The sequence below is a fragment of the Sphingobium sp. DEHP117 genome (genome assembly GCF_030867385.1).
GTDB lineage: Bacteria > Pseudomonadota > Alphaproteobacteria > Sphingomonadales > Sphingomonadaceae > Sphingobium.
Genome location: NZ_JAPFBJ010000001.1, coordinates 1,007,607 through 1,033,450, shown reverse-complemented (window position 1 = coordinate 1,033,450; position 25,844 = coordinate 1,007,607). Strand labels below are relative to the sequence as shown.

The following is a 25,844-nucleotide window of genomic DNA, read 5'->3' as shown; positions in this document are numbered from 1 at the left end:
CGCCGTGGCCGCGACAGGCGTCCAGCGGCACCGTAAAGGTACTTGTGCGAAAGAATGCCAACGCCACAATCCGGTTCAGGGGGAGCCATTGACCGTCACCGAAAGGAAGAACATCCCATGACTACCCCTGATCGCATTCTCCGCCTGCCGACCGTTCTGTCTCGTACCGGCCTCTCCCGTTCCACCCTCTATCGCAAGATCGCCGAAGGCACGTTCCCGCGCCAAATCCAGATCAGCATTCATGGCGCAGGATGGTATGAGTCCGAGATCAACCGCTGGATCGCAGACCCTGTGCATTATGGGCGCGAGCAGAGGACAGGGTGATCAGACTTGCCGGGTGGCAGGGCTTTTTCCAAACTTACCCTGCACCAGCTTCCCGCCGTTGCGTAGGCCGTCAAGATAGTCCGACCAGTGTTGCATCATCTTAACCCGCTCATCCCAATATTCGCCGCGCGCATAGGCGCGGCGGACGGCGTTGTTTTCGCTATGGGCGAGCTGACGCTCAATCGCATCGGCATGCCATAGTCCCATCTCGTTGAGCAATGTCGCCGCCATCGCGCGAAAGCCATGGCCGGTCATCTCGTCCTGGGCATAACCCATGCGCCGCAGCGCCGCGTTGATGGTGTTCTCCGACATCGGTCGATACACCGAACGCAGCGACGGAAACAGGAAACGGCTATAGTCGGCATCATGCTCAATCCGTCCCAGTATCTCGATCACCTGGGAGGAGAGGGGAATGCTATGCACTTTGCGCATCTTCGTCTTGTGCGGAGGGATGGTCCATACGCCCTTTTCGAGATTGAAGTCCGCCCATTCGGCGTAACGCAGCTCGCCTGGGCGCACAAACACATGCGGCAGGAGTTGTAGGGATACCCTGGTATTGGCGTGGCCTTCAAACGCATCAATCGCGCGCAGCAGCGCACCCGCCTTGATACCATCCGTGATCGCCGCTCTATGGACAGGCTGCGGTGCAATCAACGCCCCGCGCAGGTCCGCCGCTACATCGCGTTCCGCGCGGGCCGTGGCGATGGCATAGCGGAATATCTGGCTACAGCTGCTGCGCAAACGCTTGGCGGTCTCATAGCGACCTTTACTCTCCATCTTGCGGAGCATCAGCAGCAGTTCCTGTGCGGTAATAGACGCGATTGGCCGCCTGCCGATAGATGCGTTGATGAAATCGAGCAGCCAGCGCAGCTTCTTCATCGTGACAGGGGAGCGCCCTTCGCGCTCCATCTTGACCAGCCATTCGTCGGCCACCGCCTTGAAGCTGTTGGCGGCGGCAATACTGGCGGAGAGCTTCTCCAGCCTGATCGTCTCGGCAGGATCGTCGCCGCGCGCCAGAACCTTGCGTGCCGCATCGCGCTTTGCGCGTGCGTCCGCCAGACCGACCTCTGGCCACACGCCAAAGGCCAGTGTCTTCTGTTTACCCAAATAACGATAGTTCATCCGCCAGTAGCGGCCGTCATTGGGCCGCACGAGGAGGAACAGACCATCGCCGTCGGTGAGCTTGTAGGGCTTGTCACGGCCCTTGGCCGCCTTGATCGCCGTTACAGATAATCCAGACCGCTGTCCCATGATGGTATCTCCAATCCTGAGACTGGAATCTGCCACCCGAAATACCATCAATCCGCTGGTATGGATTGAGTTGCAGCCAGTCCGATTGGGATGACTATATCAGAAATATCACCGGAAAACAGCCAATCCTGAGCCGTTCTGACATCGCCTGGGAAGCGAATATGGTGACCCCTACGGGAATCGAACCCGTGTTTCAGCCGTGAAAGGGCCGCGTCCTAACCGCTAGACGAAGGGGCCATGCCGGTGCCGGGCGAATGCTCGTGCCGAGGCGAGGGCGGCATTAGGGGGAAGGGCGCTTCGGGTCAAGCCGGATAGAGCACAATTTTCAAGTTGGTGGATCAGTCTGCCCAGGCCGCGTCGTCAATGTGCAGTTCGGCGCTTTTGCCGCCGCCCCACTCGTCGATCTTGGCGCGCCCGGCGAGCCACAGGCTGCGCCCCCGCGAGGCGCCGAGCAGTGCCTGGCCCAGTGGCGTTTCGGCCTGCCGGAAGCCGACCGCCTTCAGCGACGCGCCGTCCTGCCCCGTCAGGATGAGCCGCACATGGCCGCCGCTGCCTACGGTATCGGCCTTCACGATGCGCAGCGGGCCGGTGGCGATCCGCGGGGCGGGCCAGCCGACGCCAAACGGGCCTGCGGCATCCATCTCGGCCACGATGCGCGGGTTGACGCCGCGAGGGCTGAGCAGGGTGTCCACCACCAGCACACGCTCTGCATTGGCTCTCGCGACATCGGCGGCGAGGCGTTCATCTAGGAAGTCATGCAGGTAGCCGATGCTGTCGCTATTCACGGTCAAACCGGCTGCCATCGCGTGGCCGCCCCCCGCCGCCAACAGGCCGCTCTCTTTTGCCGCCAGCACTGCCGCGCCGAGGTCTACCCCGCTGATCGAGCGTCCGGAGCCTTTGCCGGTGCCGGTCTCGTCGGTGGCGATGACGATGGCGGGGCGCCCGAACTTTTCCTTGAGCCGCCCGGCGACGATGCCGATCACGCCGGGGTGCCAGCCATCTCCGCTCACCAACAGGACCGAGCGGTTGCCCTGATGCTCCGACATCTGCGCGGCTTCTTCCTGCACGATGGATTCGATGGCGCGGCGTTCCTCGTTCAGCCGGTCAAGCTCCTGCGCAATGGCGCGGGCTTCTTCGTCATCCTCGGTAGTCAGCAACCGCACGCCGAGGTCGGATTTGCCGACCCGTCCGCCCGCGTTGATGCGTGGCCCGAGCGCGAAGCCGAGATCGTGGCACAAGGGTGCCCGCGTCAGGCGGCTGACAGCGGCAAGGGTGGCAAGGCCGAGATTGCGGCGGCCCGCCATCACCTTGAGACCCTGCGCCACGAACGCGCGATTGAGGCCGCGCAGCTGCGCCACGTCCGCCACGGTGCCGAGCGCCACCAGATCGAGCAGGTCCAGCAGCGGCGGCTCGGCCCGGGCCGCGAAATAGCCGCGTGAGCGTAACTCCCGCACCAGTGCGGCCCCCAATAGGAAGGCCACCCCCACCGCCGCGAGATGGCCGTGCGCCGCGCCTTCCGCGCATTCATCGAGCCGGTTGGGATTGACCAGTGCGAGGGCAGGGGGGAGGGTGGTAGCGCACTGATGATGATCGACGACGATCACGTCCACACCCTCGACGCGCGCCATAGCCAGTGCTTCGAATGCCTGCGCGCCGCAATCGACGGTGACGATGAGGCTGGACCCGCCCTGTGCGAGCTTTACGAGCGCGGCGCCGGAGGGGCCATAGCCCTCCATCAGCCGGTCCGGGATGTAATAGCCCGGCTCCTGCCCGAGCGCGCGCAGCAGGCGGATGAGCAGGGCGGCGCTGGTCGCGCCATCGACGTCATAGTCGCCATAGATGGTGACGGTCTCGTTGGCCTCCACAGCATCGGCAAGGCGGGACGCCGCAACATCCATATCCTGGAACAGGGAAGGATCGGGCATGAAGTGTCGCAGTGTGGGCGCGCGATGGATGGCAAGGTCTTCGCGGGGGCACCCGCGCGCCATCAACAGCTGTGCCACCAGATCATCGGCGTGCGCGTCCTCGCCATTGGCAGCGCCGCGCCAGCACCATGTCTGGCCGGTGATCGAGGTCGGGATGCGGGAGAGGGGGAGCATGGCCATTTCACTAGTCGTTGCGGTACGGCTTGTCACGTGCGGGTAAATCACTATCTCCTCGTGCAACACATCTTCGCCGAGAGTTTCTTCCTTGACCAACATCATTTCCATTTCGGGCCTCGGCAAGGCCTATGCCTCCGGGCATGTCGCGCTGCATTCTGTTGACCTCGATATACGCGAGGGTGAGATATTCGCGCTGCTCGGCCCGAATGGAGCGGGCAAGACGACGCTGATCAGCATCATCTGCGGCATCGTCTCGCCCACCAGCGGACAGGTGTTGGTGAACGGGCGGGACATCATCCGCGAGTATCGCCACACCCGAACCGATATCGGGCTGGTGCCGCAGGAACTGTATACCGATGCGTTCGAACCGGTGATCTCCACCGTCCGCTTCACCCGGGGATTGTTCGGCAAGCCGCGGGATGACGCCTATATCGAAAAGCTGCTGCGCGACCTGTCCCTTTGGGACAAGCGCGACGCCAAGATTTTGGAGCTGTCCGGCGGGATGAAGCGGCGGGTTATGATAGCAAAGGCGCTGAGCCATGAGCCGCGCGTGCTGTTTCTCGACGAGCCGACGGCGGGCGTTGACGTGGAGCTGCGCAAGGACATGTGGGCCATGGTGCGTGACCTGCGCGACACCGGCGTCACGATCATCCTCACTACCCATTATATCGAGGAAGCAGAGGAGATGGCGGACAGGGTGGGCGTCATCAACAATGGCCGGCTGATGCTGGTCGATGAGAAGGAGGCGCTGATGCGCAAGCTCGGCACCAAAACTTTGACCCTGCATCTCGACCAGCCGCTTGGCGCAATTCCGGATGCGCTGAGCCGCTGGGACTTGACGCTGGGCGGCGGCGGCTCCGATCTCAACTATCGCTTTGACGCCAAGACGGACGAGAGCGGGGTGCCCACGCTGATCGCCGCGCTGGGGCAGGCCGGTATCGGCTATCATGACATCTCCACCCGCGAAAGCTCGCTGGAGGATATCTTCGTGGGGCTGGTGCATTCGCAAGACGGCGGGCAGGAGGCAAAGGCGTGAGCGGCCGCATGAACTGGCGCGGCATCGCCGCCATCTACCGCTTCGAGCTGCATCGCTTTGGCCGGACCTTCTGGACGAGCCTGATGACCCCAGTCATCACCACGTCGCTCTATTTCATCGTGTTCGGCTCGGCCATCGGCTCGCGCATGACGGAGATCGACGGCATACCCTATGCCGCATTCATCGTGCCGGGCCTCATCATGCTCTCGATGTTTCAGGAGAGCATCTTCAACGCGAGCTTCGGCATCTATATGCCCAAGTGGACGGGGACGATTTACGAGCTGCTGTCCGCGCCGCTCTCGTCGCTGGAGACGGTGATCGCCTATGTCGGTGCGGCGGCGAGCAAGTCCATGATGATCGGGCTGGTGATCTTTGCCACGGCGCACCTGTTTGTGGATGTGTCCGTGGCGCATCCGCTGGCGATGCTGGGTTTCATGGCGCTGATCGCGATCAGCTTTTGCATGTTCGGTTTCATCCTGGGCGTATGGGCGCAGAATTTCGAGCAGCTGCAGGTCGTGCCGCTGCTTGTGATCATGCCGATGACATTTCTGGGCGGTGCATTCTATTCCGTTTCGATGCTACCGGAGCCGTGGCGCACGATCACGCTGTTCAACCCTGTGATCTATCTCATCAGCGGATTCCGCTGGACGTTTTTCGGCAAGGGAGACGTGGCGATCGGCTATAGCCTCGCGTTCGTCGCGGTGTTGCTGATCGTGTGCATGGCGGCCATCGGTTGGGTGTTCAAGACGGGCTACAGGCTCAAGAAATAAGGGGCGCCGTTTCCAGCGCCCCTCCAGCTTGCTACCTCCGCGAGGGAGCCGCTTATTTGTCCTTGCGCTCGGCGTGGTGCTCGCCCTTGATCCAGCGCACGGTGCCGGACGAGGCGCGCATGACGACGCTGTCCGTGGTCATGACGCCGCCGGGCAGGCGCTTGACACCCTTGAGCAGCGAGCCGTCCGTCACGCCGGTTGCGGCGAAGATGCAGTCGCCGATTGCCAGCTCCTTGAGATCATAGATCTTGTCGAGGTCTGTAATGCCCCATTTGCGGGCGCGGGCCTTCTCGTCGTCGTTGCGAAACAGCAGGCGTCCCTTGAACTGGCCGCCGACGCAGCGCAGCGCCGCGCAGGCCAGCACGCCCTCGGGCGCGCCGCCGGAGCCCATGTACATGTCTATCGTGGTTTCGGGGTTGGTGGTGGCGATGACGCCGGCGACGTCGCCGTCCGGGATGAGCATGATGCCGCAGCCGAGCGCGCGCAGCTCCGCGATGATCTTTTCATGGCGCGGGCGATCGAGCACGCAGACGATGATCTCGCTGGGCGATACGCCCTTCGCCGCCGCAACGGCTTTCACGTTCTCTGAAGGTGACTTGGCGAGATCGATGATGCCTTCCGGATAGCCCGGCCCGACCGCCAGCTTGTCCATATAGACGTCTGGCGCGTTCAGCAGGCCGCCTTCCTCGGAAATTGCCAGCACGGCGAGCGCGTTCGGCCCGGCCTTGGCGGTGATCGTCGTGCCTTCCAGCGGATCGAGCGCGATGTCGATGCGCGGACCCTTGCCGATGGCGTTGCCGACCTTCTCGCCGATATAGAGCATCGGCGCCTCGTCACGCTCTCCCTCGCCGATGACCACGGTGCCGTCCATGTACAGATCGTTGAACGCCATGCGCATTGCCTCGACGGCGGCGGCATCGGCGGCCTTTTCATCTCCCCGGCCGATGAGGCGCGACGCGGCGATTGCCGCCGCTTCGGTCACGCGGACCATCTCCAAAACCAGAACGCGGTCGAGAACCGAACTGGGCTGCACCGTCATCATATATCCTTCCTGTAGGGTCGCGCGGTCCCGATAACGGCGGGAGAGGCGGATGTCGAGAGTGGGAGGTAGTTAACCCAGAATAGGCATGATCACCGGGTCTGCAATCAGGTTGTCCGATCCGCCGAGCCGCCTCAGGGTGTCATCAATGGCGCGTTCCGTGCTGTCATGCGTGACGACGACGAGCAGGACGGAGCCGTCCTCGTGCGCGCCGCGCTGGATCACGCTTTCGATCGAGACGCCCGCATCGCGCATTGCGGCAGCGATTTCGGCCAGCACGCCGGGCTTGTCCTGCACCAGAAAGCGGAGATAGACGCGCCGGATCGTGTCACCGCTGTCCGCCTTGGGCTGGCGCGCCAATTGCTCTACCTGCATGGCGAAGGGATCGCCATATTCATCGCGCGCGATGTCTATGAGATCCGCCACGACGGCGGACGCGGTCGGCCCTTCGCCCGCCCCGCGGCCCGAGAAGAACAGGCTGCCGACGAAATTACCCTCGGCCAGCACGGCGTTCAGCGATCCCTCCACGCTGGCAAGCGGATGATGCATCGGGACCAGCGCGGCCTGGACACGCTGAAACAGGCCATCCGCCCGGTTTTCCGCCATGCCGACGAGCCGTATGCGATAACCGAGCGCCGCCGCCTCCCGAATGTCTGCGGCCGTCACATTGCGGATGCCGCCTATATCGACGGCGTCGAAATCAATTTGCGTCCCGAAGGCCAAGCTGGCGAGGATCGAGAGCTTGTGCGCAGCGTCGACCCCATCGACATCGAAACTCGGGTCGGCCTCGGCATAGCCAAGCTCCTGCGCCTCCTTCAGCACCTCATCGAAGTCACGCCCTTCGCGCTCCATGGTGGTGAGGATATAATTGCAGGTGCCGTTCAATATCCCGTAGACGCGGCTGATCTCGTTGGCGGCGGCACCCTCCCGCAGCCCCTTGATCACAGGAATGCCGCCTGCGACCGCCGCCTCATATTTCAGCGGTATGCCCGATTGTTCGGCGAGCGTGGCCAACGAGAGGCCATGATGGGCGAGCATCGCCTTGTTCGCGGTGACCAGAGGCTTGCCGGCGCTGAGCACGGCGCGCGCCAATGCGAGGGCAGGGCCGTCCGACCCGCCGATCAGCTCTACCACCACATCGATATCGTCGCGGCGGGCCAGCTCCATCATGTCGTCGACCCAATCGAAGCGGGTAATGTCGAAGCCACGGTCGCGATTGCGGTCCCGGGCGTTCACGGCGCGCACCTCGATGATCCGGCCAGCGCGACGGGCGATCAATTCCCTGTTCGCATCGAGCAGGCGGATCACCCCGGTGCCCACCGTTCCCAGCCCCACCAGTGCTACGCGCATCGGTCGTTGATCCTGCATCGCCATCCCGCTTTGTTAATCTGAACCTGTGGCCAGCGGAACAATCGCCCGCCTTGTGCGCCCCGCTACAATGTGCGGCCGCAGCTGCCAAGGCTTTCCATAACGAATCTGTAGTCCCCGCGCGCGGCTTCGGCATCCAGCACCGCCAGCGCGCGGGTGGACGCAGCGGGAAGCACCTCCGGTAGCGCGCAGGCAAGCCGGTACCACAGCAGCGTGCCGGGCGCGGGCGGCACCGCCGCGTCATCGACGATCTCTCCCAGCGACACGCCCCAGCGGGTGGCCTCGCCCGCGCGGTGAACGACCGAGAGCGATACCGGCTCGCCGGTCGCCGTCTTGAGGAATATCTGCGTCTCGCTTTCGCCCTGCACGGTACCAGGAACGTGGAAGGCATCGCCCACAGCGACGATAGCGGGGATGGATTGAGCGCCAAGCAGCTCTGTGGTCACCGCGCGCGTGGTAGCCTCCAGCTCCGGACTCCATGGCTGTAGTGCATTCGCCGATACGAGCTGGACCTGTCCTGCCCTCTGCCCCGGCCGGGCATAGAGCAGCACCTGCGCGCCATTTCTGAACCGCCGGGCGTTCGCCAGAGCCAGAAAGCTGACCCGCGGCGCGATGCCGCCTTGACCACGAATCAGCGATTCGACCTTCACCGTGATCAGTTGAAATTTCCTGGGTGATGCGGTGAGGTCTGCGCCCCCTCCTTGAACATTTCTTGCGCCCCCTCCTTGAACATTTCTTACGCCTGAGATCCGCGCTTTCGCTATCAGCGGAGCGCCAGTGGCAAGGTCTGCGATGTCGGCAAATGACAACGCCGGGCGCTCGATGGGTGTTTGGCGGCCAGAGACCGGCAGGGCGAGCGAAAAACCCACCAAAATGAAGGTAAAGGCGATGGATTTCATATGTTTACGCTCTAGTGAAAAGAAGGGGATATTCCTTTTTTGGCGATTGTCGCCCGAACAGGCCGCGACACGCACCCGATAACCAATTGTGCGCCAGCGCCCGAAGATTCTCAACCCACTGCCGAGAAAGGCGCACAAAGCGTTTGCTTCCGCTCCTGCGCCACGATAGGAAGCGGGGAAATGATAGTAAACAGCAGAGGCGGTGCTTGAGGCATGTGAAGGCGCATACCTTGCGTTCCGCATTTCTGGGTGTCGCAGTGTTAATTACAAGCTGAGTTAAGGAGTGTCGTTGCTGAATGGCCTACGCAGATCACTCGGAGGCATCGAGTAGAACAATCTCGATTATTATCGTCGCCTTGATTCACGTTGTTCTGGGATATGCTTTCGTGACCGGCCTCGGCATGAAATATGTCAAGAAAGCCGCGGAACAGCTGAACGTGATCGACGTCAAGGAAGAGCCGCCGCCACCGGACGAGCCGCCGCCACCCCCGCCGAAGCCGGCGGATGTGCCGCCGCCGCCGGTCGTGGCTCCACCGCCAATGGTGCAAACGCCCGCTCCTGCGCCGCAGGTGACGAGCGTCGCAACGCCGCCGCCGCCTTTGCCGCCCTTGCCCCCCGTGGTAAGCGCGCCGCCTCCGCCGCGGCCTGTCGCGCGCGCCGCGCCGAAGGGAAGGCCCGGGGACTGGGTTACGTCTGACGATTATCCGAGCCGTGCGCTGCGCGAAGAACGTTCGGGTGTTGTCGGCTTGCGTCTTGACGTTAGCGTTGACGGCAGGGTCGTAGGGTGCACGGTCACCTCATCGAGCGGACATTCGGACCTCGATAGCACGGCATGTCAGCTCGTGACGCGTCGCGGACGCTTCAAGCCCGCGACCGGTTCTGACGGCCAGCCGATGGCAGACAGCTGGTCCAGCCGCTTTGTGTGGCGGATACCGGAGTAGGATTTTGAGGGGCGGTTGGAGCCGGTCAGGCTGCACCCGCCCACATTTTTGGTTTATATTTGAGAGGGAAGTAACTAACGATGTTCATTTCTATTGCAGCCGCTGCCGCCGGGGCCGCGCAGGAAAACCCGTACGGTCTGAAGGCCGCGCTCGAAGAGGGCGGTATCATCTCGCAGTCCGTGTTCGTCATCCTTGTGGGTATGTCGATCTTCTCGTTCTACATCCTCTTCACCAAGCTGATCGAACAGCAGAAGATCATCAGCCAGGGCAAAAAGGTGAAGCAGAGCTTCTGGCGTTCGGCCAGCCTCAAGGAGGCCGGTGCGAAGCTCGAAAAGAACACTGCCTACAAGCAGCTGGTCGATGATGGGCTTTCCGCGCAGGAGCAGCATAGCAAGCTGACCGACCCGGTCGAAGCGCATGACTGGATGCACGGATCGCTCGCTCGTTCGGAAGCTGCGATCAACTCGAAGCTCGGCAGCGGCCTGGCCTTCCTCGCGACGGTGGGCGCGACCGCGCCGTTCATCGGCCTGTTCGGTACCGTGGTCGGCATCTATCGCGCGCTGATCAAGATCGGTTCTTCCGGTCAGGCGTCGATCGACACCGTTGCCGGTCCGGTCGGTGAGGCGCTCATCATGACCGCTCTCGGCCTCGTTGTCGCGGTTCCGGCCGTGCTTGCCTTCAACTGGCTGCAGCGTCGCAACAAGTCGATCGCCGAAGACCTCAATGGTTTCTCGGTCGATCTGCTGGGCTTCCTGATGTCCAACGGCCAGGTCCGTCCGTCTGTTGCAGCGGCGCCGACTGCCGCTGCGCGTCCGGCCGCAGCTGCTCCTACCAAAGCTTAAGCCTTACGCCGAGTGGCCGCCTTCCGCTCTTGCGGCAAGCGGCCACCGGTTCGCACCGGGCTCGTTCCAAAGCCCATAAATGATATGAAAAGTAGGATACTGATCGATGGCAATTAGTGCTGGATCCGGCGGCGGCGACGACAAGCCGATGTCCGACATCAACACGACCCCGCTTGTCGACGTCATGCTGGTGCTGCTCATCATCTTCCTGATCGCGGTTCCTGTCGTGGTTCAGACGATTGAGCTCAACCTGCCGAAGGTGCCGTTCGAGCCGACGACGACCAAGCCGGAAAATGTTTCCCTCTCCATTAATTCCGCGCCGGACGGCTCGTGCCAGGTGTACTGGAACCTGACACAGGTGAAGTCGGACGAGCTGCTGAAGCGCGCCGTCGCCAAGCTGAAAAGCGACATCGAGAAGGCGGGTGGCATCCAGAACATGACGGCGGAGGATCTGCCGGAGGCACATATCCGCGCCGATATCAACACGCCGTGGCGCTGCGTTGGCGGCACCATCTATACCATGCAGCTGGCCGGTTTCCCGAAGGTGGGCTTTATCTCTCAGCCTGATCCGGGTTCGATCCGCGTCCAGCGTCTCTAAGCGTTTGCAGGAGTAAATTCCATGGCCATGAGTGGCGGTTCCGACGATGGTGAGCCGGTGATGGAGATGAACACGACGCCGTTGATTGACGTCATGCTCGTGCTTCTCATCATGTTCATCATCACCATCCCGATCCAGACCCACGCGGTTAAGATCGACCTGCCCAACAACCAGGATCCGCCTCCGCCGGACATTGTCGATCCGGTGAAGAACAAGGTGGCGATCGATGCCGCCGGCACGATCACCTGGAATGGCAGCCCGATCGACAAGCTGACGCTGAGGCAATATCTCCGCGCATCGATGGCGCTGCCGGTGGAACCGGAGCTTCAGTTCGAGCCGGATCGCCAGACCCGGTATGTGACGGTTGACGAGGTCCTCGCGATCATCAAGGCCTCGAAAGTGACGAAGCTGGGGTTTGTGGGCAACGAGCGCTATTACAATTTCTGAGGGTACAGACTTTACGCATAACAGGTGGGGGGGAATGCTATGGCCATGAGTGGAGGCTCAGATGATGGCGAGCCGATGATGGAAATGAATACGACGCCGTTGATCGACGTCATGCTTGTTCTCCTTATCATGTTCATCATTACGATTCCAATTCAGACCCATGCGGTAAAGATCGATCTCCCAAGAACCGATTTACCAGACAAGTTCCCTCCCCCCGACCCCATAAAGAACAAGGTGGCGATCGATGCCGCCGGCACGATCACCTGGAATGGCAGCCCGATCGACAAGCTGACGCTGCGGCAATATCTCCGCGCGTCGATGGCGCTGCCGGTGGAACCGGAGCTGCAGTTCGAGCCGGATCGCCAGACCCGGTATGTGACGGTTGACGAGGTCCTCGCGATCATCAAGGCCTCGAAAGTGACGAAGCTGGGGTTTGTGGGCAACGAGCGCTATTACAATTTCTGATGCCGCATCGGGAGGCTTGAGCCTCCGGCAGTATCACGGATGAGAGGGAGGCTTCGGCCTCCCTTTTTTTGTGGCAGGCGGTTGCGCAGGAAAGAGTTGTGCCCGGGCATCTCTTAACGAAATGCTTACGCTGATCTGCGATAGCAGCGCATTGGAGGATGCGCGAGTTTGCGATGACCTATATCGACCAGACATCTCTTGAGGCAGAGGATGCGCCGCGCAAGGCGCGCCATGCCGTGCTCATCGGCGTCAAGCTGCGCAGGCCTGGCGAGACCTGGTTCACGAGCCGCGTCTCCAACCTGTCCGAGACCGGGTTCCGGCTTCACAGCTTCGTCAACCTCAAGCCGGGGATGACAATCTGGGTGATGTTCTCAGGGTTTGAAGGGCGGCGCGCCACCGTGATGTGGACCAAGGGCGCCGAGGCCGGTTGCATGTTCGAAGCGCCGCTCCACCGGGCGATCTACGAACATATCATGCGCGTGAGCGCGCCTTAGAGCCCGATCCCTTTTGACCGTCACTCCTCGGTAAAATGTTCCCTTAAAAAGCCAAGAAGCGCGGCGATATTGGCGGGCAGCTGGGGCATGGGTGCGTGGACGAGGTAGATCGCGGCCTCGCGCGCGCCTTCATATTCCGGAAGCACTTGCACGAGGTCGCCGGACTGCAGCAGGTCCGCAACATCCCAGAGCGAACGCAGCGCTATGCCGCATCCCCCCGCTGTCAGTTCGCGCACGGCCTCGCTGGAGTTGGTCTGGATTGCGCTGCGCCCCTGGAAGACGATGTGCCCGTCCGGCCCCTCGAGCTGCCACGGCAACTGTCCCTCGGCCGCGAGCAGGGCGTGACGCTCCAGCTCCGCCAGGCTTTGGGGTGCGCCCTGCCGAGCGAGATAGGCGGGCGCGGCGCACAGCACACGGCGGCTGCCCATCAGGCGATGCCCGACCAGGCCCGAGCCGACATCGACCGCGATGCGGACGGCGGCGTCATAGGGACTGGCGAGCAGATCGACGAAGCTGTCCGAAAGGTCGATCGTCAGTGCGATGTCGGGATGCGCCTCGGTAAAGCGGGCGAGGCAGGGAGCCAGGTGCATCCGCCCGAAGGATGTCGGCGCGGTCAGGCGCAGATCGCCCCTGATCAGCTCGTGCCTTCCGCTGATCCGTTCTTCCACCGCCGCAAGCGAAGACCGCAGCGGCAGGAGCGTTTCATAGAGATCCTGCCCGGCAGGCGTGAGAGCAAGGCGCCGCGTGGTACGGTTGACGAGGCGCGCAGAGAGGCGCTGTTCAAGACGCGCGAGCCGCTTTGACACCGCTGCCGTGGTGAGCCCGCGCGCGCGGGCGGCAGCCGATATGGTTCCCGCGTCGATGATAGAAAGGAACAGTTCGTAGTCGGGATCGAACATTGTTAACTCTATGGACGAGGTGCGTTGAATTATTTCCCACTACCGCATTTTTGCGCGACACGCTACGCGGTAGACCAGCTGAATCAGGAGGAAGTACAATGACCGCGATGACCACGCGCGCAGGGCTGCAAATTGCACAGGAGCTGGCCGACTTCATCGAGCAGAAGGCCCTGCCGGGCACCGGCCTGACGCCGGAGGGATTCTGGGCGGGCATGGCCGATATTCTCGCCCGCTTTGCGCCTGAAAATGCGGCATTGCTAGCCAAACGTGAGGATCTGCAGGCGAAGATCGACGCGTGGCACCAGAGCCGCGCCGGTAAGCCGCTGGACAGCCAAGAATATCAGAACTTCCTGCGCGAGATCGGCTATCTGGTGCCGGAACCCGCGTCATTCGCGGTGACCAGCGCCAATATTGACGAGGAACTCGCCACCATGGCCGGGCCGCAGCTGGTGGTGCCGATCCTCAACGCACGCTTCCTGCTCAACGCAGCCAACGCCCGGTGGGGCAGCCTCTATGACGCGCTGTATGGCACGGACGCGATTCCGGGCAGTGCGCAGGGCAAGGGCTATGACGCGGAACGGGGAAGCCAAGTGATCGCCTGGGCGCGCAACTTCCTGAACAGCGCCGTGCCGGGCTGGGAAAAGGCGCTCAAAGGCGAAGAGGGTGCGCCGCCCTTCTGCACCTTTGAAGGTGGCTATATGTTCAAACATAACGGTTTGCACATCGAGGTGCATGTCGACTCCTCGCACCCGATAGGCGCGACCGATCCGCTCGGTATCTCCGACGTGGTGCTGGAGGCCGCGCTTACCACGATCTGCGACCTTGAGGACTCGGTCGCGGCGGTTGACGGCGCGGACAAGACGCTCGCCTATTCCAACTGGCTTGGCCTGATGAAAGGCGATCTGGAGGACACGTTCGAGAAGAACGGCGCGATGATGACGCGGCGTATGAATGCGGACCGGGAGTATACCGCACCGTCGGGCTCCAAATTCACCCTGCCGGGCCGCAGCCTGCTGTTCGTGCGCAATGTCGGCCATTTGATGACCACGCCCGCCGTGCTCCTGCCCGATGGCAGCGAGGCGCCGGAAGGGATCATCGACGGTATCGTCACCTCGATGATCGCGCTGCATGACCTCAAAGGCAACGGCATATATAAGAACAGCCGCACGGGCAGCGTCTATATCGTCAAGCCCAAGATGCACGGGCCGGAGGAGGCCGCGTTCGCCAACCGGCTGTTCGATGAGATCGAGGACATGCTCGGGATGGCGCGCCATACGCTGAAGATCGGCGTGATGGACGAGGAGCGCCGCACGTCTGCCAACCTCGCCGCGTGCATCGAGGCGGTGAAGCATCGCATCATGTTCATCAACACCGGCTTCCTCGACCGCACGGGCGACGAGATGCACACCAGCATGCGCGCCGGGCCGATGATCCGCAAGGGCGACATGAAGACCTCAAGCTGGATCATGGCCTATGAGGACCGCAATGTGCAGATCGGCCTTGCCTGCGGGCTTTCGGGCAAGGCGCAGATCGGCAAGGGCATGTGGGCCGCGCCGGACCGGATGGCCGATATGCTGGACCAGAAAATCGGTCACCCGAAGACCGGGGCGAACACCGCCTGGGTGCCATCGCCCACCGCCGCCGTGCTGCACGCCACGCATTATCACGCCGTCGATGTGTTCGCCCGCCAGGCCGAGCGCAAGGCAGAGGGCGTGACCGGCCTCGATCCGCTGCTTTCGATCCCGGTCGCGCAAGGCGTCAACTGGTCGGACGAGGAAATCCGCGCCGAGCTGGACAATAATGCGCAAGGTATCCTCGGTTATGTCGTCCGCTGGGTCGATCAGGGCGTCGGCTGCTCCAAGGTGCCGGACATCAACGACATCGGCCTGATGGAAGACCGCGCGACGCTGCGCATCAGCTCTCAGCATATGGCGAACTGGCTGCTGCATGGCGTGGTGAGCGCGGCCGACATCGACGCCGCGTTCGCGCGCATGGCCAAGAAGGTCGATGCGCAGAATGCGGGCGATCCGCTGTATCGCCCGATGTCCGGCAACGAGGCGACGAGCCTCGCCTATCAGGCTGCGCGCGATCTGGTATTCAAGGGCGTCGAGCAACCGTCGGGCTATACCGAGCCGCTGCTGCACGCCTATCGCTTGAAGTTGAAGGCGCAACAATAGGGTTGATGGCGTCATCCTCGCGCAAGCGGGGATCCAGAACGCTTGGAGCATCGTGCGCAAAAGTGGGAACCGGTTTTGCGCCAAAACGATGCGGTAAAACAAAAACTTAGAGCGCGCTGACCGATCTAGATTTAACGCAGCGCGCTCTAGAGTCAAATGCTTGCTCGGAACTGGATTCCCGCTTGCGCGGGAATGACGGTAAGAAACACCGCTAACGCAGACATCTACGCAGCGGGTGAGCGTCACCCCTGCGGCGGTTCGCCCTGCGCTACAGCCTGTTCGGCCTTGGCGGGGGCGCTCTTGTCGAGCACCAGCCCGTGCTTCAGCAGCATCGGCACATTGGCGGCGGCGAACAGGAACGAGACGATCGTTACTCCCCAGACCTTGAGCGATAGCCAGCTGTCGAAGCTGAGGCTGGCGCGCATGATCTCGTTCGCGACGGCCATGACGATGAAGAAGATCGCCCAGTTACGCGAAAGCTTGGCCCAACCTTCCTCGCTGAGGCCGTCGTAAGCCGCCTGTAGCAGATATTTGAGCAGCGGTTTGCCCCGCGCCAGCCCGCCGAGCAGCATCAACGCGAAGAAGCTGTATATGATGGTCGGCTTGATCTGGATGAAACGCTGATCGTTGAACCAGATCGTCAACCCGCCGAAGAACACCACGAGCACGGCAGAAAGCCAGAGCATAGGCGACACCTTGCCAAGCTTCACTTTCGATATGAGCACGGCGAGGCTGATTGCGACCATGAAGGCCGCCGTACCGGTGACCATACCGAGAAACTTGTAGCCCAGAAAGAAGACCAGCAACGGCCCGAAATCGAGCGCGAGCGAGAGATTGGGGTTGTGGGCGGGCTTGGTCGATGTGGCTTCAGGCATAAGCGCTTCCTGCTATGGCTCTTGCCATGTCTGCCGGATCAAACGGCCTCAGGTCGTCAATAGTTTCGCCGACGCCGATGGCGTGAATGGGCAGGCCATATTTCTCTGCCGCCGCCACCAGCATGCCGCCGCGCGCCGTGCCATCGAGCTTGGTCATGACGAGGCCCGTGACCTGCGCGACATCACGGAACACCTCAATCTGAGAGAGGACGTTGTTGCCAGAGGTCGCATCCAGCACTAGCACCACATCATGCGGGGAGGCGGGGTCCAGCCTGCCCAAGACACGGCGGATCTTGGCCAGCTCATCCATCAGCTCCGTGCGGTTCTGCAAGCGGCCGGCGGTATCGACGATCAAGATGTCGATGCCCTGCTCGGTTGCCTGCTGAACTGCCGAGAAGGCGAGGCCCGCCGCATCGCCGCCCTCTTTTCCCGAGACGATGGGAACGCCAATGCGCTCCGCCCAGACCTTCAACTGCCCGATAGCGGCAGCGCGGAATGTGTCTCCCGCCGCCAGCATCACGCTGCGCCCCTGCTCCTGAAAGCGCTTGGCGAGCTTGGCGATGGTTGTCGTCTTGCCAGAGCCGTTGACGCCGATGACGAGGATGACCTGCGGGCGGGCGGGCTTGAACTCCAGCGGCTTGGCCACCGGGCGCAGCACCTTCTCCACCTCGTCGGCGATCACCTCTCGGACATATTCCTCGGTGATGGGGCGGCTGTGGCGCGTGTCCTCGAGCCGGTCGCGGATGCGCATCGCCATCGCGGGGCCGAGGTCCGAGACGATCAGCGCCTCCTCGATCTCGTCCAGCGTCTGCGCATCCAGCGGCTTGGCGAACAGGCCGGTGAGGTTTTCGCCGAGCTTTTCCGAAGTGCGCTTGAGGCCGCCGAACAGCTTTTCGCGCCAGCTTTTGGGTGCCGTATCCGTCATTGCACAGCCTCTTGCGCGATCAGCCTGCCATTCTCAACCCCGATGACAGGCGTTGTTACGATTTTACCGCGCTTTTGCGGGGTGGGGAGCCGGACCGGCGCGAAATTTTCGGCGTGGCCCGATGTGCCGTCGCCCTCGACCAGCACCTTCTGGGTCGTGCCGACCAGCGAGGTGAGCCAGCGCGCGCGATTGTCTGCGCAGGCCTCGCGCAGCTGCGCGGCACGGGATTTGATGACGGCGCGGTCGACCTGCGGCATCTTTGATGCCGGTGTGCCAGTGCGCGGGGAATAGGGGAAGATGTGGCCGTGGACGATGCGGCATTCGTGCACCAGCTTCAGCGAGTTTTCGAACATCGCGTCCGTCTCGGTAGGGAAACCGGCGATGATGTCTGCGCCGATGCTGATTGCGGGGCGGGCGGAGAGCAGCCGCTCGACAATGCGAATGGCATCGGAGCGATCGTGTCGGCGCTTCATGCGTTTCAGTATCATGTCGTCGCCCGATTGCAGCGAGAGGTGCACATGCGGCATCACGCGCGACTCTTGCGTGAGTAGCGCGAACAGCCGCTCGTCTATCTCCACGCTGTCGATGGAGGAGAGGCGCAGGCGGGGCAGGGCGGGGACATGGGCAAGGATGCGCTCGACGAGGCTGCCGAGAGTTGGCGCACCGGGCAGGTCCGTGCCGTAGCTGGTCACATCGACGCCGGTGAGGACGATTTCCCGATAGCCCTCGTCCACCAGCGCGGCGATCCGCTCGATCACGGCGCCTGCGGGAACGGAGCGGCTGTTGCCCCGGCCAAAGGGGATGATGCAGAAGGTGCAGCGATGATCGCAGCCGTTTTGCACCTCGACGAAGGCGCGGGCATGATCTGAAAAACTTGAAATGAGGTGCGGGGCGGTTTCGCGCACCTGCATGATGTCCGACACGCGCACCTTCTCCTGCGCCGGAGCGAAGGAGCGTGGTTCCATCTTTTCGGCATTGCCGATCACGCGGTCAACCTCGGGCATGGCGGCAAAAAGGGCAGGGTCGGTTTGTGCCGCGCAGCCGGTGACGACGATGCGCGCATCCGGGCGCGCGCGCTTCGCCCGCCGGATCGCCTGTCGCGCCTGCCGCACTGCTTCGCCCGTTACGGCGCAGCTGTTGACGATGACGAGGCTCGGGTCATCGCCTGCAAGGCCGCGCATCGCCTCGCTTTCGGCAATGTTGAGGCGACATCCGAAGGTGATCAGCTCCGGGCCGCTCACCCGAACCGGCTCCAGTCCGCCTCGCCCGAGAAGACGAAGGTGGCGGGGCCGGTCATCTGGATATGTCCGCCTGGCTGCCACTCGATCTCGAGGTCACCGCCGGGGAGCGACACCGTGACCGGGCCGCGGGCCAGCCCGCGCCGGATTGCGGCGACTGCGGTCGCGCACGCGCCTGTGCCGCAGGCCTGGGTCAGCCCGGCTCCACGCTCCCACACGATGAGGCGGATGTGGCGGTCGTTCAATGGTTGCGCGAAGTTGACATTGACGCGCGCCGGGAAGAGCGGATCATGCTCGATCAGCGGGCCGAGGCGCTCTGTCTCCACCGCCTCCAGACCGTCGACGAAGAAGATCACATGCGGGTTGCCGACATTGACCGCGGCGGGGGAGGGCAGGTCTTCCCAGCTTACCGACAGGCTGAGCGTGTCCATCGCATAGCCGAGCGGGATCGCATCCCACTCGAAGCGGGGCGCGCCCATATCGACGCTCGCGCCATCGCCTGCGAGGCGGGCGTCCAGCAGCCCGGCCCTGGTCTCGATCGTCACGTCCCGGCCGATGAACAAGGGTATGCAGCGGGTGGCGTTGCCACACGCCTCGACTTCAGAGCCGTCTGCGTTGAAGATGCGCATCGCGACATCAGCCTTGTCGGACTTGCCGACCACGATGAGCTGGTCGCAGCCGATGCCGGTGTGCCGGTCTGCAATGGCGCGGGCGCGCTGCGCGGTAATGTCGACGGGCACCACGCGCGCGTCGATCACCACGAAATCATTTCCCAACCCGTGCATTTTGGCGAACTTGCTCATGGAGAGCGCATGTAGGGAGGGGCGGTGGAAAAGTCCACGATTGGGTTAGATTCAGAACGGCAGCGTCAGATGCGCGCTGAGGCCGTTTTGCTTCCATTCCAGCTCGAAGGTGCCACGCCGTGCCTTGGTTATGCGCTCGATCAGGCGAAGCCCCTGACCGCCCTGGCGTTCGTGGCTGCTTACCGCGCGCGCGCTGTCTTCATCCCAACGGATCGCGATATCCTCTCCGGTTTGCGCGGTGATGTGGATATGGCCGCCGTGGGCGAATGCGCCGTGCTTGGTGGAATTTACCGAGAGTTCACCGATCACCAGCGCAATGGCATCGGCGGCTGACTGACCGACCGGCGTCGGCGCGTCGATGTCGAGACGCACGTCCGTCTCCTTGCGCCGGAAGGGATCGACCAGTGCCGGGATGAGCGCCGCAAGCTCGCACGAGGCCTGTCCGTCATGAAACAGCGTCTGCGCGCTGCCGAGCGCGGAAATCCGGTCAACCATCTCGTGTGAAAATGCCTCCAGATCGGGCGTGCCCCGCGCGTGGGAATGAAGAAGGCTGCTGATGATCGCATAGCTGTTGCGGAGGCGGTGGCGCATTTCCGATGCAGCAATGCTGAGCGCCTGCCGCGCCAGTTCTGAGTCGGTGATGTCCCGGGAAATCGAGAGATAACCGCTGAAACTGCCATCTGAGGCTGACAGCGCCGTTACGCTGACGTCCCACCATCTGTCGTTGCCCTTTGCTGTGGGGCAGTGGGCCTGGAATCTCTGGGGCAGCGCGCTTCTGGCCGAAGTGTATGCAGACTCGATTTGCGGTCTCGCGCTCTCGGGCCAGAGGCTGGCCCAGGGCTGACCTTCAATAGAGCTGAAATCGTCTATCTCCATGCTGCACAGGCCGTTCGGATTCATCCAGATCAGCGCGCCGTGCTCATCGATCAACTTCACGCAGTCGCTGCTCTGCGTCAAGACGTTCGCTAAAGCTTCGGTAGATATCGATGCTTTTCTAAGCATTTGATTATGTTCCAGAAAATTAAATACAAGGGTGGAACCTCGCTCTAATCAATAGAACACAGGCCCTTCATTATACGAAACCACCCGGTTCATTTCAACTTTCTGTATGGTCGCGGGAGCGGGCTTACACGAACGGATCGTATGCCCATTGCAGCAGCCCTTGTCGCTGACGCGGGCGACAGAATATATCGCCCGGCGCACAGTTGGCGCGGATTTGCCCGGCGTGGCGGGAGAAGGCGCGCCATCGCTTGATCTGGATCGCGTCAATCTCGGGCAGGCGGCGGCCCATATAATAGCGGCAATACCACTGGAACCAGCCACGCACGTCTGGCCCGTAGATCCAGCCCTTTTCGCGCCAGACACTTAATGGCTGGCGGCTTTTTACGCCGAAATAGTTGCAGGAGATATCCGGCTTGTCCGAAATCCGCGCGTTCTCGAACCACGCGGCGGGCAGCTCGTCGCGGCAGTCGTTGCAATATTTGCCCTCGAACACGCCCATTTCCAGCATTTCTCGCGGAGAGAAATGCGGAGTGAAACCGGGGTCGAAGTCCGCCCCTTCCGGTGCCGCAAGTTCGTAGCGGTATCCGCTTTGCATGCTGTCGTTGACGATGATGGTCTTGCGCGCTGTCATGGCGGCAGACCTTAAGGCGCCGGCGGGCATATGGAAAGCCGCCGTAGTGCTTGCCTTTCCGGCCGCTTTCGCATATGTGCCGCCCAAGTCAGCGGGCCCTGGGCCTGTCTGGCGCCCTGAAGGACATCCCTGGCTTGGGCTGCTGCGCCCTCATGGTCCATGGATCGACGCTGGTCGGCGAGGTTTCGCCCACCGGCGTGTTTGTCGTTTCAGGGATTGAGGTTTTACGCGGCTCAGGCCGGGCAACGAGGTGTCGATGTTTGACTCATTGAGCGATCGCCTTACCGGGGTGTTCGACAAGCTGCGCGGGCGCGGTGCGCTGAGCGAGGATGACGTCCGCACCGCGATGCGCGAGGTGCGAATCGCACTGCTGGAGGCGGACGTTGCGCTCCCCGTGGTGCGGGAATTCGTCGACCGCGCGACGGACAGGGCCGTGGGTGGCGATGTGCTGCGCTCGGTCACGCCGGGGCAGATGGTCGTCAAGATCGTCTCGGATACGCTGACGGAATTTCTCGGGTCGGACAGCTCCGACCTGATACTCGATGTTACCCCGCCCGCCGTCATCATGATGGTGGGCTTGCAGGGTTCGGGCAAGACCACTACCACCGCCAAGATCGCCAAGCGCCTGAAGGAAAAAGAGCGCAAGAAGGTGATGATGGCGTCGCTGGACGTCAATCGCCCGGCAGCGCAGGAGCAGCTGGCGGTGCTGGGCACGCAGGCCGATGTGGCGACCCTGCCTATCGTTGCGGGGCAGCAGCCGGTCGATATCGCGCGGCGCGCGCTTCAGGCCGCCAAGCTGCAGGGCTATGACGTGGTAATGCTCGATACCGCGGGCCGCCTGCACGTCGATCAGGCGCTGATGGACGAGATGAAGGCGGTGGCCGGTATCGCCGCCCCGCAGGAGATCCTGCTGGTCGTCGACAGCCTGACCGGGCAGGATGCCGTCAACGTCGCGAAAAGCTTCACCGAGCAGGTGCCGCTCACGGGCGTGGTGCTGACCCGTATGGATGGCGATGCGCGTGGCGGCGCGGCGCTCTCTATGCGCTTCGTCACCGGCGCGCCGATCAAGTTTGCGGGTACCGGCGAAAAGCTCGACGCGATCGAGCCGTTTCACCCCGCGCGCGTGGCGCAGCGCATCCTCGGCATGGGCGATGTCGTTTCGCTGGTCGAGAAAGCCGCAGAGGCGATCGATGCCGAGGAGGCCGACAAGCTCGCCAAGAAGATGGCGAAGGGCCAGTTCGACCTCAACGACATGCGCATGCAGCTGAAACAGGTGCAGCAGATGGGCGGGCTTGGCGCGATGGCGGGCATGATCCCTGGCCTCAAGAAGGCGCAGGCGGCCATGGCGCAGAGCGGCGCGAACGACAAGGCGCTGGTGCATCTGGACGCCATCATCGGATCGATGACGCCCAAGGAGAGGGAGCGCCCGGCGATCATCAACGCCAAGCGCAAGATCCGCATCGCCAAGGGTGCGGGCCGCACGGTGCAGGAGGTGAACAAACTCCTCAAGATGCATCAGGAAATGGAAACCGCGATGAAGAAGATTCGCAAGATGGGCGGCTTCGGCGCGCTCGCGAAGATGTTCATGGGCGGGAAGGGCGGTGGCCTTGGCGACATGCTCGGCGGCATGGGCGGCGGGGGGGCAGGCGCAGGGCTTCCGGGCCTGGGCGGAGGCGCACCGGGCGGGCTTCCTCCCGGTTTCGAGAAATTCATGAAGAAGTGAAGATTACAGTGAAGCGTCATTCCCGCAAAAGCGGGAATCCAGAATAGAGGGTATCCTTCGCCATTCTGGATCCCGGATCAAGTCCGGGATGACATTTGAATTAAACAGTTGAATATATACAGAAAGGTAAGGTTAGAACATATGGCAACATCAATTCGTCTGTCGCGTGGCGGCTCCAAGAAGCGCCCTTATTATCGCATCGTTGTGGCTGACGCCCGCGCCCCGCGCGACGGCAAGTTCATCGAGCGCATCGGCAGCTATAACCCGCTGCTCGCCAAGACCGACGAAAAGCGCGTCGTGCTGGATACTGAACGTGCGAAGTATTGGGTCGCCAACGGCGCCCAGCCGACTGACCGCGTCGCCCGCTTTCTCGACGCCGCTGGTGTGAAGGAGCGCGCCGCGCGCAACAACCCGAACAAGGGCGTCCCCGGCGAGAAGGCCAAGGACCGCGCCGAGGAGAAGGCCGCGAAGGTCGCTGAGGCCGAGGAAGCCGCCAAGGCCGCTGCGGAAGAAGCCGCCGCTGCCGCTGCTGCTCCGGCTCCCGCTGAGGAGGAAGCTCCGGTAGCTGAAGAGGCCGCGCCTGCCGAAGCTCCCGCCGAGGAAGCCGCCGCCGAGGAAGCCGCCGCTGAGGAAGCGCCCGCTGCCGAGGCCAGCGAAGAGCAGGCCCAGGGCTGATCCTTGACCGCCGACCGCCCCGTCACCCTCGCGGCCGTTATCGGCGCGCACGGCGTGGCGGGCGAGGTGCGATTGAAGCTGTTTTGCGAGGGGCCGGAAAGCCTCAAGCGCTATAAGACGTTCGACGGGGGTGGGCGCGTGCTCACCCTCTCGTCCATCCGGGCCGGTTCGAACGGCGCGGTCGCCCGCTTTGCCGAGGTGAAGGACCGCAATACGGCGGAGGCTCTGCGCGGCGTCGCGCTCACCGTCCCCCGCTCCGCCCTGCCGCCGCTGGGTGAAGGCGAATATTATCATCATGACCTGATTGGCCTGGCGTGCGTTGCCGATAGCGGTGAGGCGCTGGGGCATATCGTCGCGGTCGAGAATTTCGGCGCGGGTGATGTGCTGGAGATCGAGCGCCCAGACGGCAAACGCTTTATGGTGCCGATCCACTCGGCACAGATTGAAGCGGACAGGGCCGTGATTGACGCGGCGTATGTAGAGTAGTATATACGCGAAGTATATACGGAGCATGCGATGAGCGAGGAATATAGGGCCAAGGTGTTCAAGTCGGGTAACTCGGTGGCGCTGCGTCTGCCGAAGGCGCTGGGCATCAAGGAAGGCACCGAGATGATCCTGCGGGAGCAGCAGGGGAGCTTCACGGCGTTTCCGGTCGATGCCGCGCCGAAGAAGATCGACATCAGCGGTTTCGCGGGGAAGGCTCCGGGTATCAAAATGGCGCCGCGCGAGGACTTTGAAGAGCGGCCGAGCACAATCGCGGCGCGCAAGGCGGCAGGATTGGCGTGATCCGATATCTGGTTGACGCCAATATTGCTGTCTACGCGATGGACGTTGGAAATGATGGCCTGAAGGCTCGGTTGGCGGAATGCGAAGTGGGCGAAGTGGGCATTTCCGCAATCAGCTATGCGGAGGTGGCTTACGGCACGCGCAGGGGTAAACCGCCTCCGCCCGAAGTGCTGGACGCTTTCATAAGTGTGATCCCGATTGTCGATTTCGACGAGGCGGCGGCGCGGGAATATGCGCGCCTGCCGTTCAAGCGCGCCCGTTTCGACCGCCTTCTAGCTGCCCACGCGCTCAGCATCGGCGCGATCGTGGTGACGAATAACGAGGAAGACTTTGCCGATGTGCCGGGGCTGAAGACAGAGAATTGGGCGGTGTGATGGCAGAGTTGATCGGTTTCTCAGTCCTATTCAGTTTGCTGCCATTGGCTTTCGTTTCCGTGGCATCATGCATTTGTGTCCAAATATTGAAGCGCTACCGGCCAAATATGGAAGATCGGGATGTCGTTAACTGGTCTGCGGGGCCACTGCCGCTGTTCTGCATATTATTACTCGTGATTGAATTTTCTGTGCCTTTGGATGTTGATGAGAACCCTCAAGGACGAGTGATCATTGGCGTAGTGCTTATATTGATCGGTACCGTCGGCTGGTGGTTAGGATGGCTTTCGGCCAATGTGTTGGTTAAGCGAAAATCAAGTTCATGACCTTCGTCGCCCAAATTCTCACCCTCTATCCGGAGATGTTCCCCGGGCCGTTGGGCGTGTCGCTCGCGGGGCGGGCGCTGGAACAGGGGATATGGTCCTGCGATCCGATCCAGATCCGCGATTTTGCAGCCGACAAGCACCGCACCGTTGATGACACCCCTGCGGGTGGTGGGGCGGGGATGGTGCTGCGGTGCGATGTGCTCAGCGCGGCGGTGGATGAGGCGGAGCGGCGGATGCTTGGCCTGCTCTCGTCATTCCCGCGAAGGCGGGAATCCAGAGCGGAAAGCGCCGGACCAAAGATTCTGGATCCCCGCTTTCGCGGGGATGACGAACTAGTTAGAGTCCCCATCCTCGCGATGACGCCGCGTGGCAAGCCGATCACGCAGGAGCGCATTCGCGAGATCGCCGCCGGGCCCGGCGTCACCATCTTGTGCGGCCGGTTCGAGGGGTTTGACGAGCGGCTGTTCGAGGCCCGCCCGCAGATCGAGCAGGTCTCGCTAACCGACATCATCCTTTCCGGCGGCGAGATGGCGGCGCTTACCATCCTCGACGCTTGCATTCGCCTGCTTCCCGGGGTAATGGGCGCGCCTTCCAGCGGAGTCGAGGAAAGCTTCGAAAGCGGCCTCCTCGAATATCCGCACTATACCCGGCCCGCTGAGTGGGAAGGGCGCGCGATCCCTGAAGTGTTGCGATCGGGGGATCATGCGAAAATCGCCGCCTGGCGGAAACAAATGGCGGAGGATGACACACGGTTACGCAGGCCGGACCTTTGGGAGCGCCACAGGGGCGTTCGGGACTGACCTGCCTCTGGCGCGCGACGACAGACGAAGGAAAAGA

Annotated in this window: 29 protein-coding genes and 1 tRNA gene; 17 read left to right on the top strand and 13 right to left on the bottom strand. The window is 62.7% G+C overall.

Features of this window, described 5'->3' with window-relative positions; genetic code table 11:
• Window positions 1-117 precede the first annotated feature (117 nt).
• The gene (locus tag OOT33_RS05145; protein ID WP_307748931.1) at window positions 118-324 is read left to right on the top strand and encodes an AlpA family phage regulatory protein; all 207 of its coding nucleotides are present in this window, start codon (window positions 118-120) and stop codon (window positions 322-324) included.
• Here the strand turns inward: OOT33_RS05145 and OOT33_RS05140 are convergent, their stop codons facing one another.
• The 3 genes from OOT33_RS05140 to recJ form a co-directional block, all read right to left on the bottom strand.
• Complete coding sequence (locus OOT33_RS05140) at window positions 325-1,575, bottom strand: integrase arm-type DNA-binding domain-containing protein (protein WP_307748930.1); 1,251 nt, start codon at window positions 1,573-1,575, stop codon at window positions 325-327. It abuts the gene before it with no gap.
• 162 nt (window positions 1,576-1,737) lie between these two features.
• A tRNA-Glu gene (locus tag OOT33_RS05135) sits at window positions 1,738-1,812 on the bottom strand.
• Window positions 1,813-1,913: 101 nt separating this feature from the next.
• A complete protein-coding gene (gene recJ, locus OOT33_RS05130) occupies window positions 1,914-3,674 on the bottom strand; it encodes a single-stranded-DNA-specific exonuclease RecJ (protein ID WP_307749305.1) in 1,761 nt (586 codons plus the stop codon).
• A 91-nt stretch (window positions 3,675-3,765) separates the two neighbouring features.
• Between recJ and OOT33_RS05125 the strand changes: the two genes are divergently transcribed.
• Together OOT33_RS05125 and OOT33_RS05120 are read left to right on the top strand one after the other, a co-directional pair.
• The gene (locus OOT33_RS05125) at window positions 3,766-4,713 is read left to right on the top strand and encodes an ATP-binding cassette domain-containing protein (protein ID WP_307748929.1); all 948 of its coding nucleotides are present in this window, start codon (window positions 3,766-3,768) and stop codon (window positions 4,711-4,713) included.
• A gap of 8 nt (window positions 4,714-4,721) precedes the next feature.
• Window positions 4,722-5,483: an ABC transporter permease gene (locus OOT33_RS05120; RefSeq protein WP_307749304.1), complete on the top strand. Its 762-nt coding sequence runs from the start codon at window positions 4,722-4,724 to the stop codon at window positions 5,481-5,483.
• 52 nt (window positions 5,484-5,535) lie between these two features.
• Here OOT33_RS05120 and glpX read toward each other — a convergent pair whose 3' ends face one another.
• From glpX to OOT33_RS05105, 3 genes are all read right to left on the bottom strand, one after another.
• Window positions 5,536-6,525 (bottom strand): class II fructose-bisphosphatase, encoded by a 990-nt coding sequence (glpX, locus tag OOT33_RS05115; protein WP_307748928.1) that lies wholly within the window; start codon window positions 6,523-6,525, stop codon window positions 5,536-5,538.
• A 69-nt stretch (window positions 6,526-6,594) separates the two neighbouring features.
• Window positions 6,595-7,872, bottom strand: coding sequence for a homoserine dehydrogenase (locus tag OOT33_RS05110; RefSeq protein ID WP_307748927.1), 1,278 nt, complete (start codon window positions 7,870-7,872; stop codon window positions 6,595-6,597).
• A gap of 83 nt (window positions 7,873-7,955) precedes the next feature.
• The gene (locus OOT33_RS05105; RefSeq protein WP_307748926.1) at window positions 7,956-8,540 is read right to left on the bottom strand and encodes a hypothetical protein; all 585 of its coding nucleotides are present in this window, start codon (window positions 8,538-8,540) and stop codon (window positions 7,956-7,958) included.
• A gap of 545 nt (window positions 8,541-9,085) precedes the next feature.
• Here OOT33_RS05105 and OOT33_RS05100 point away from each other — a divergent pair.
• The 6 genes from OOT33_RS05100 to OOT33_RS05075 all read left to right on the top strand — a co-directional run bounded on the left by OOT33_RS05100 (window position 9,086) and on the right by OOT33_RS05075 (window position 12,576).
• Window positions 9,086-9,730: a TonB family protein gene (locus tag OOT33_RS05100; RefSeq protein ID WP_307748925.1), complete on the top strand. Its 645-nt coding sequence runs from the start codon at window positions 9,086-9,088 to the stop codon at window positions 9,728-9,730.
• Window positions 9,731-9,810: 80 nt separating this feature from the next.
• Window positions 9,811-10,572, top strand: coding sequence for a MotA/TolQ/ExbB proton channel family protein (locus OOT33_RS05095; protein ID WP_307748924.1), 762 nt, complete (start codon window positions 9,811-9,813; stop codon window positions 10,570-10,572).
• 106 nt (window positions 10,573-10,678) lie between these two features.
• Window positions 10,679-11,170 carry a biopolymer transporter ExbD gene (locus tag OOT33_RS05090; RefSeq protein WP_307748923.1) on the top strand — a complete coding sequence of 164 codons (492 nt, stop codon included), beginning with the start codon at window positions 10,679-10,681 and terminating at the stop codon, window positions 11,168-11,170.
• A 21-nt stretch (window positions 11,171-11,191) separates the two neighbouring features.
• Entirely contained in the window at window positions 11,192-11,617 is a 426-nt protein-coding gene (locus OOT33_RS05085; protein WP_307748922.1) for a biopolymer transporter ExbD, read from the top strand.
• Between the two features lie 39 nt (window positions 11,618-11,656).
• Entirely contained in the window at window positions 11,657-12,082 is a 426-nt protein-coding gene (locus OOT33_RS05080; protein WP_307748921.1) for a biopolymer transporter ExbD, read from the top strand.
• Window positions 12,083-12,240: 158 nt separating this feature from the next.
• Window positions 12,241-12,576 carry a PilZ domain-containing protein gene (locus tag OOT33_RS05075; protein ID WP_307748920.1) on the top strand — a complete coding sequence of 112 codons (336 nt, stop codon included), beginning with the start codon at window positions 12,241-12,243 and terminating at the stop codon, window positions 12,574-12,576.
• Window positions 12,577-12,596: 20 nt separating this feature from the next.
• Here the strand turns inward: OOT33_RS05075 and OOT33_RS05070 are convergent, their stop codons facing one another.
• Window positions 12,597-13,475, bottom strand: a complete 879-nt coding sequence (locus OOT33_RS05070) for a LysR substrate-binding domain-containing protein (protein WP_307748919.1) — start codon at window positions 13,473-13,475, stop codon at window positions 12,597-12,599.
• 98 nt (window positions 13,476-13,573) lie between these two features.
• Between OOT33_RS05070 and OOT33_RS05065 the strand changes: the two genes are divergently transcribed.
• On the top strand, window positions 13,574-15,652 hold the full coding sequence (locus tag OOT33_RS05065; RefSeq protein WP_307748918.1) for a malate synthase G: 2,079 nt from the start codon (window positions 13,574-13,576) through the stop codon (window positions 15,650-15,652).
• A gap of 242 nt (window positions 15,653-15,894) precedes the next feature.
• Here OOT33_RS05065 and ispZ read toward each other — a convergent pair whose 3' ends face one another.
• From ispZ to OOT33_RS05035, 6 genes are all read right to left on the bottom strand, one after another.
• Entirely contained in the window at window positions 15,895-16,527 is a 633-nt protein-coding gene (ispZ, locus tag OOT33_RS05060; protein ID WP_307748917.1) for a septation protein IspZ, read from the bottom strand.
• Window positions 16,520-17,452: a signal recognition particle-docking protein FtsY gene (gene ftsY, locus OOT33_RS05055; protein WP_307748916.1), complete on the bottom strand. Its 933-nt coding sequence runs from the start codon at window positions 17,450-17,452 to the stop codon at window positions 16,520-16,522. The genes ispZ and ftsY overlap by 8 nt, the downstream gene beginning before the upstream one ends.
• Window positions 17,449-18,693 carry a tRNA (N(6)-L-threonylcarbamoyladenosine(37)-C(2))-methylthiotransferase MtaB gene (gene mtaB / locus OOT33_RS05050; protein WP_307748915.1) on the bottom strand — a complete coding sequence of 415 codons (1,245 nt, stop codon included), beginning with the start codon at window positions 18,691-18,693 and terminating at the stop codon, window positions 17,449-17,451. The genes ftsY and mtaB overlap by 4 nt, the downstream gene beginning before the upstream one ends.
• Window positions 18,690-19,493, bottom strand: a complete 804-nt coding sequence (gene dapF / locus OOT33_RS05045; protein WP_307748914.1) for a diaminopimelate epimerase — start codon at window positions 19,491-19,493, stop codon at window positions 18,690-18,692. The genes mtaB and dapF overlap by 4 nt, the downstream gene beginning before the upstream one ends.
• A 51-nt stretch (window positions 19,494-19,544) precedes the next feature.
• On the bottom strand, window positions 19,545-20,495 hold the full coding sequence (locus OOT33_RS05040) for a PAS domain-containing protein (protein WP_307748913.1): 951 nt from the start codon (window positions 20,493-20,495) through the stop codon (window positions 19,545-19,547).
• 124 nt (window positions 20,496-20,619) lie between these two features.
• Window positions 20,620-21,126, bottom strand: a complete 507-nt coding sequence (locus OOT33_RS05035; protein ID WP_307748912.1) for a hypothetical protein — start codon at window positions 21,124-21,126, stop codon at window positions 20,620-20,622.
• Window positions 21,127-21,382: 256 nt separating this feature from the next.
• On the opposite strand from OOT33_RS05035, the gene ffh reads away from it, so the two are divergent.
• The 7 genes from ffh (at window position 21,383) to trmD (ending at window position 25,807) form a co-directional block, all read left to right on the top strand.
• Window positions 21,383-22,849 carry a signal recognition particle protein gene (ffh, locus tag OOT33_RS05030; protein ID WP_307748911.1) on the top strand — a complete coding sequence of 489 codons (1,467 nt, stop codon included), beginning with the start codon at window positions 21,383-21,385 and terminating at the stop codon, window positions 22,847-22,849.
• A gap of 141 nt (window positions 22,850-22,990) precedes the next feature.
• Window positions 22,991-23,524, top strand: a complete 534-nt coding sequence (rpsP, locus tag OOT33_RS05025) for a 30S ribosomal protein S16 (RefSeq protein ID WP_307748910.1) — start codon at window positions 22,991-22,993, stop codon at window positions 23,522-23,524.
• Between the two features lie 3 nt (window positions 23,525-23,527).
• A complete protein-coding gene (gene rimM / locus OOT33_RS05020) occupies window positions 23,528-24,010 on the top strand; it encodes a ribosome maturation factor RimM (RefSeq protein WP_307748909.1) in 483 nt (160 codons plus the stop codon).
• 30 nt (window positions 24,011-24,040) lie between these two features.
• On the top strand, window positions 24,041-24,310 hold the full coding sequence (locus OOT33_RS05015; protein ID WP_307748908.1) for an AbrB/MazE/SpoVT family DNA-binding domain-containing protein: 270 nt from the start codon (window positions 24,041-24,043) through the stop codon (window positions 24,308-24,310).
• Window positions 24,307-24,684 carry a PIN domain-containing protein gene (locus OOT33_RS05010; RefSeq protein ID WP_307748907.1) on the top strand — a complete coding sequence of 126 codons (378 nt, stop codon included), beginning with the start codon at window positions 24,307-24,309 and terminating at the stop codon, window positions 24,682-24,684. The genes OOT33_RS05015 and OOT33_RS05010 overlap by 4 nt, the downstream gene beginning before the upstream one ends.
• Window positions 24,684-25,007, top strand: coding sequence for a hypothetical protein (locus tag OOT33_RS05005; protein ID WP_307748906.1), 324 nt, complete (start codon window positions 24,684-24,686; stop codon window positions 25,005-25,007). Before OOT33_RS05010 ends, OOT33_RS05005 begins: the two co-directional genes overlap by 1 nt.
• Window positions 25,004-25,807 carry a tRNA (guanosine(37)-N1)-methyltransferase TrmD gene (gene trmD, locus OOT33_RS05000; RefSeq protein ID WP_307748905.1) on the top strand — a complete coding sequence of 268 codons (804 nt, stop codon included), beginning with the start codon at window positions 25,004-25,006 and terminating at the stop codon, window positions 25,805-25,807. The genes OOT33_RS05005 and trmD overlap by 4 nt, the downstream gene beginning before the upstream one ends.
• Window positions 25,808-25,844: the final 37 nt, after the last annotated feature.

What these genes read in the sequence shown, in the direction of transcription:
- OOT33_RS05095 (WP_307748924.1), top strand. Translation starts at nt 9,811, where the DNA reads ATGTTCATTTCTATTGCAGCCGCTGCCGCCGGGGCCGCGCAGGAAAAC.
- OOT33_RS05070 (WP_307748919.1), bottom strand. Translation starts at nt 13,475, where the DNA reads ATGTTCGATCCCGACTACGAACTGTTCCTTTCTATCATCGACGCGGGA.
- OOT33_RS05090 (WP_307748923.1), top strand. Translation starts at nt 10,679, where the DNA reads ATGGCAATTAGTGCTGGATCCGGCGGCGGCGACGACAAGCCGATGTCC.
- rpsP (WP_307748910.1), top strand. Translation starts at nt 22,991, where the DNA reads ATGGCAACATCAATTCGTCTGTCGCGTGGCGGCTCCAAGAAGCGCCCT.
- OOT33_RS05085 (WP_307748922.1), top strand. Translation starts at nt 11,192, where the DNA reads ATGGCCATGAGTGGCGGTTCCGACGATGGTGAGCCGGTGATGGAGATG.
- OOT33_RS05065 (WP_307748918.1), top strand. Translation starts at nt 13,574, where the DNA reads ATGACCGCGATGACCACGCGCGCAGGGCTGCAAATTGCACAGGAGCTG.
- glpX (WP_307748928.1), bottom strand. Translation starts at nt 6,525, where the DNA reads ATGATGACGGTGCAGCCCAGTTCGGTTCTCGACCGCGTTCTGGTTTTG.
- OOT33_RS05015 (WP_307748908.1), top strand. Translation starts at nt 24,041, where the DNA reads ATGAGCGAGGAATATAGGGCCAAGGTGTTCAAGTCGGGTAACTCGGTG.
- OOT33_RS05110 (WP_307748927.1), bottom strand. Translation starts at nt 7,872, where the DNA reads ATGCGCGTAGCACTGGTGGGGCTGGGAACGGTGGGCACCGGGGTGATC.
- dapF (WP_307748914.1), bottom strand. Translation starts at nt 19,493, where the DNA reads ATGAGCAAGTTCGCCAAAATGCACGGGTTGGGAAATGATTTCGTGGTG.
- ffh (WP_307748911.1), top strand. Translation starts at nt 21,383, where the DNA reads ATGTTTGACTCATTGAGCGATCGCCTTACCGGGGTGTTCGACAAGCTG.
- OOT33_RS05075 (WP_307748920.1), top strand. Translation starts at nt 12,241, where the DNA reads ATGCGCGAGTTTGCGATGACCTATATCGACCAGACATCTCTTGAGGCA.
- OOT33_RS05100 (WP_307748925.1), top strand. Translation starts at nt 9,086, where the DNA reads ATGGCCTACGCAGATCACTCGGAGGCATCGAGTAGAACAATCTCGATT.
- OOT33_RS05035 (WP_307748912.1), bottom strand. Translation starts at nt 21,126, where the DNA reads ATGACAGCGCGCAAGACCATCATCGTCAACGACAGCATGCAAAGCGGA.
- OOT33_RS05145 (WP_307748931.1), top strand. Translation starts at nt 118, where the DNA reads ATGACTACCCCTGATCGCATTCTCCGCCTGCCGACCGTTCTGTCTCGT.
- recJ (WP_307749305.1), bottom strand. Translation starts at nt 3,674, where the DNA reads ATGCTCCCCCTCTCCCGCATCCCGACCTCGATCACCGGCCAGACATGG.
- ispZ (WP_307748917.1), bottom strand. Translation starts at nt 16,527, where the DNA reads ATGCCTGAAGCCACATCGACCAAGCCCGCCCACAACCCCAATCTCTCG.
- trmD (WP_307748905.1), top strand. Translation starts at nt 25,004, where the DNA reads ATGACCTTCGTCGCCCAAATTCTCACCCTCTATCCGGAGATGTTCCCC.
- OOT33_RS05040 (WP_307748913.1), bottom strand. Translation starts at nt 20,495, where the DNA reads ATGCTTAGAAAAGCATCGATATCTACCGAAGCTTTAGCGAACGTCTTG.
- OOT33_RS05140 (WP_307748930.1), bottom strand. Translation starts at nt 1,575, where the DNA reads ATGGGACAGCGGTCTGGATTATCTGTAACGGCGATCAAGGCGGCCAAG.
- OOT33_RS05005 (WP_307748906.1), top strand. Translation starts at nt 24,684, where the DNA reads ATGGCAGAGTTGATCGGTTTCTCAGTCCTATTCAGTTTGCTGCCATTG.
- ftsY (WP_307748916.1), bottom strand. Translation starts at nt 17,452, where the DNA reads ATGACGGATACGGCACCCAAAAGCTGGCGCGAAAAGCTGTTCGGCGGC.
- OOT33_RS05080 (WP_307748921.1), top strand. Translation starts at nt 11,657, where the DNA reads ATGGCCATGAGTGGAGGCTCAGATGATGGCGAGCCGATGATGGAAATG.
- OOT33_RS05120 (WP_307749304.1), top strand. Translation starts at nt 4,722, where the DNA reads ATGAACTGGCGCGGCATCGCCGCCATCTACCGCTTCGAGCTGCATCGC.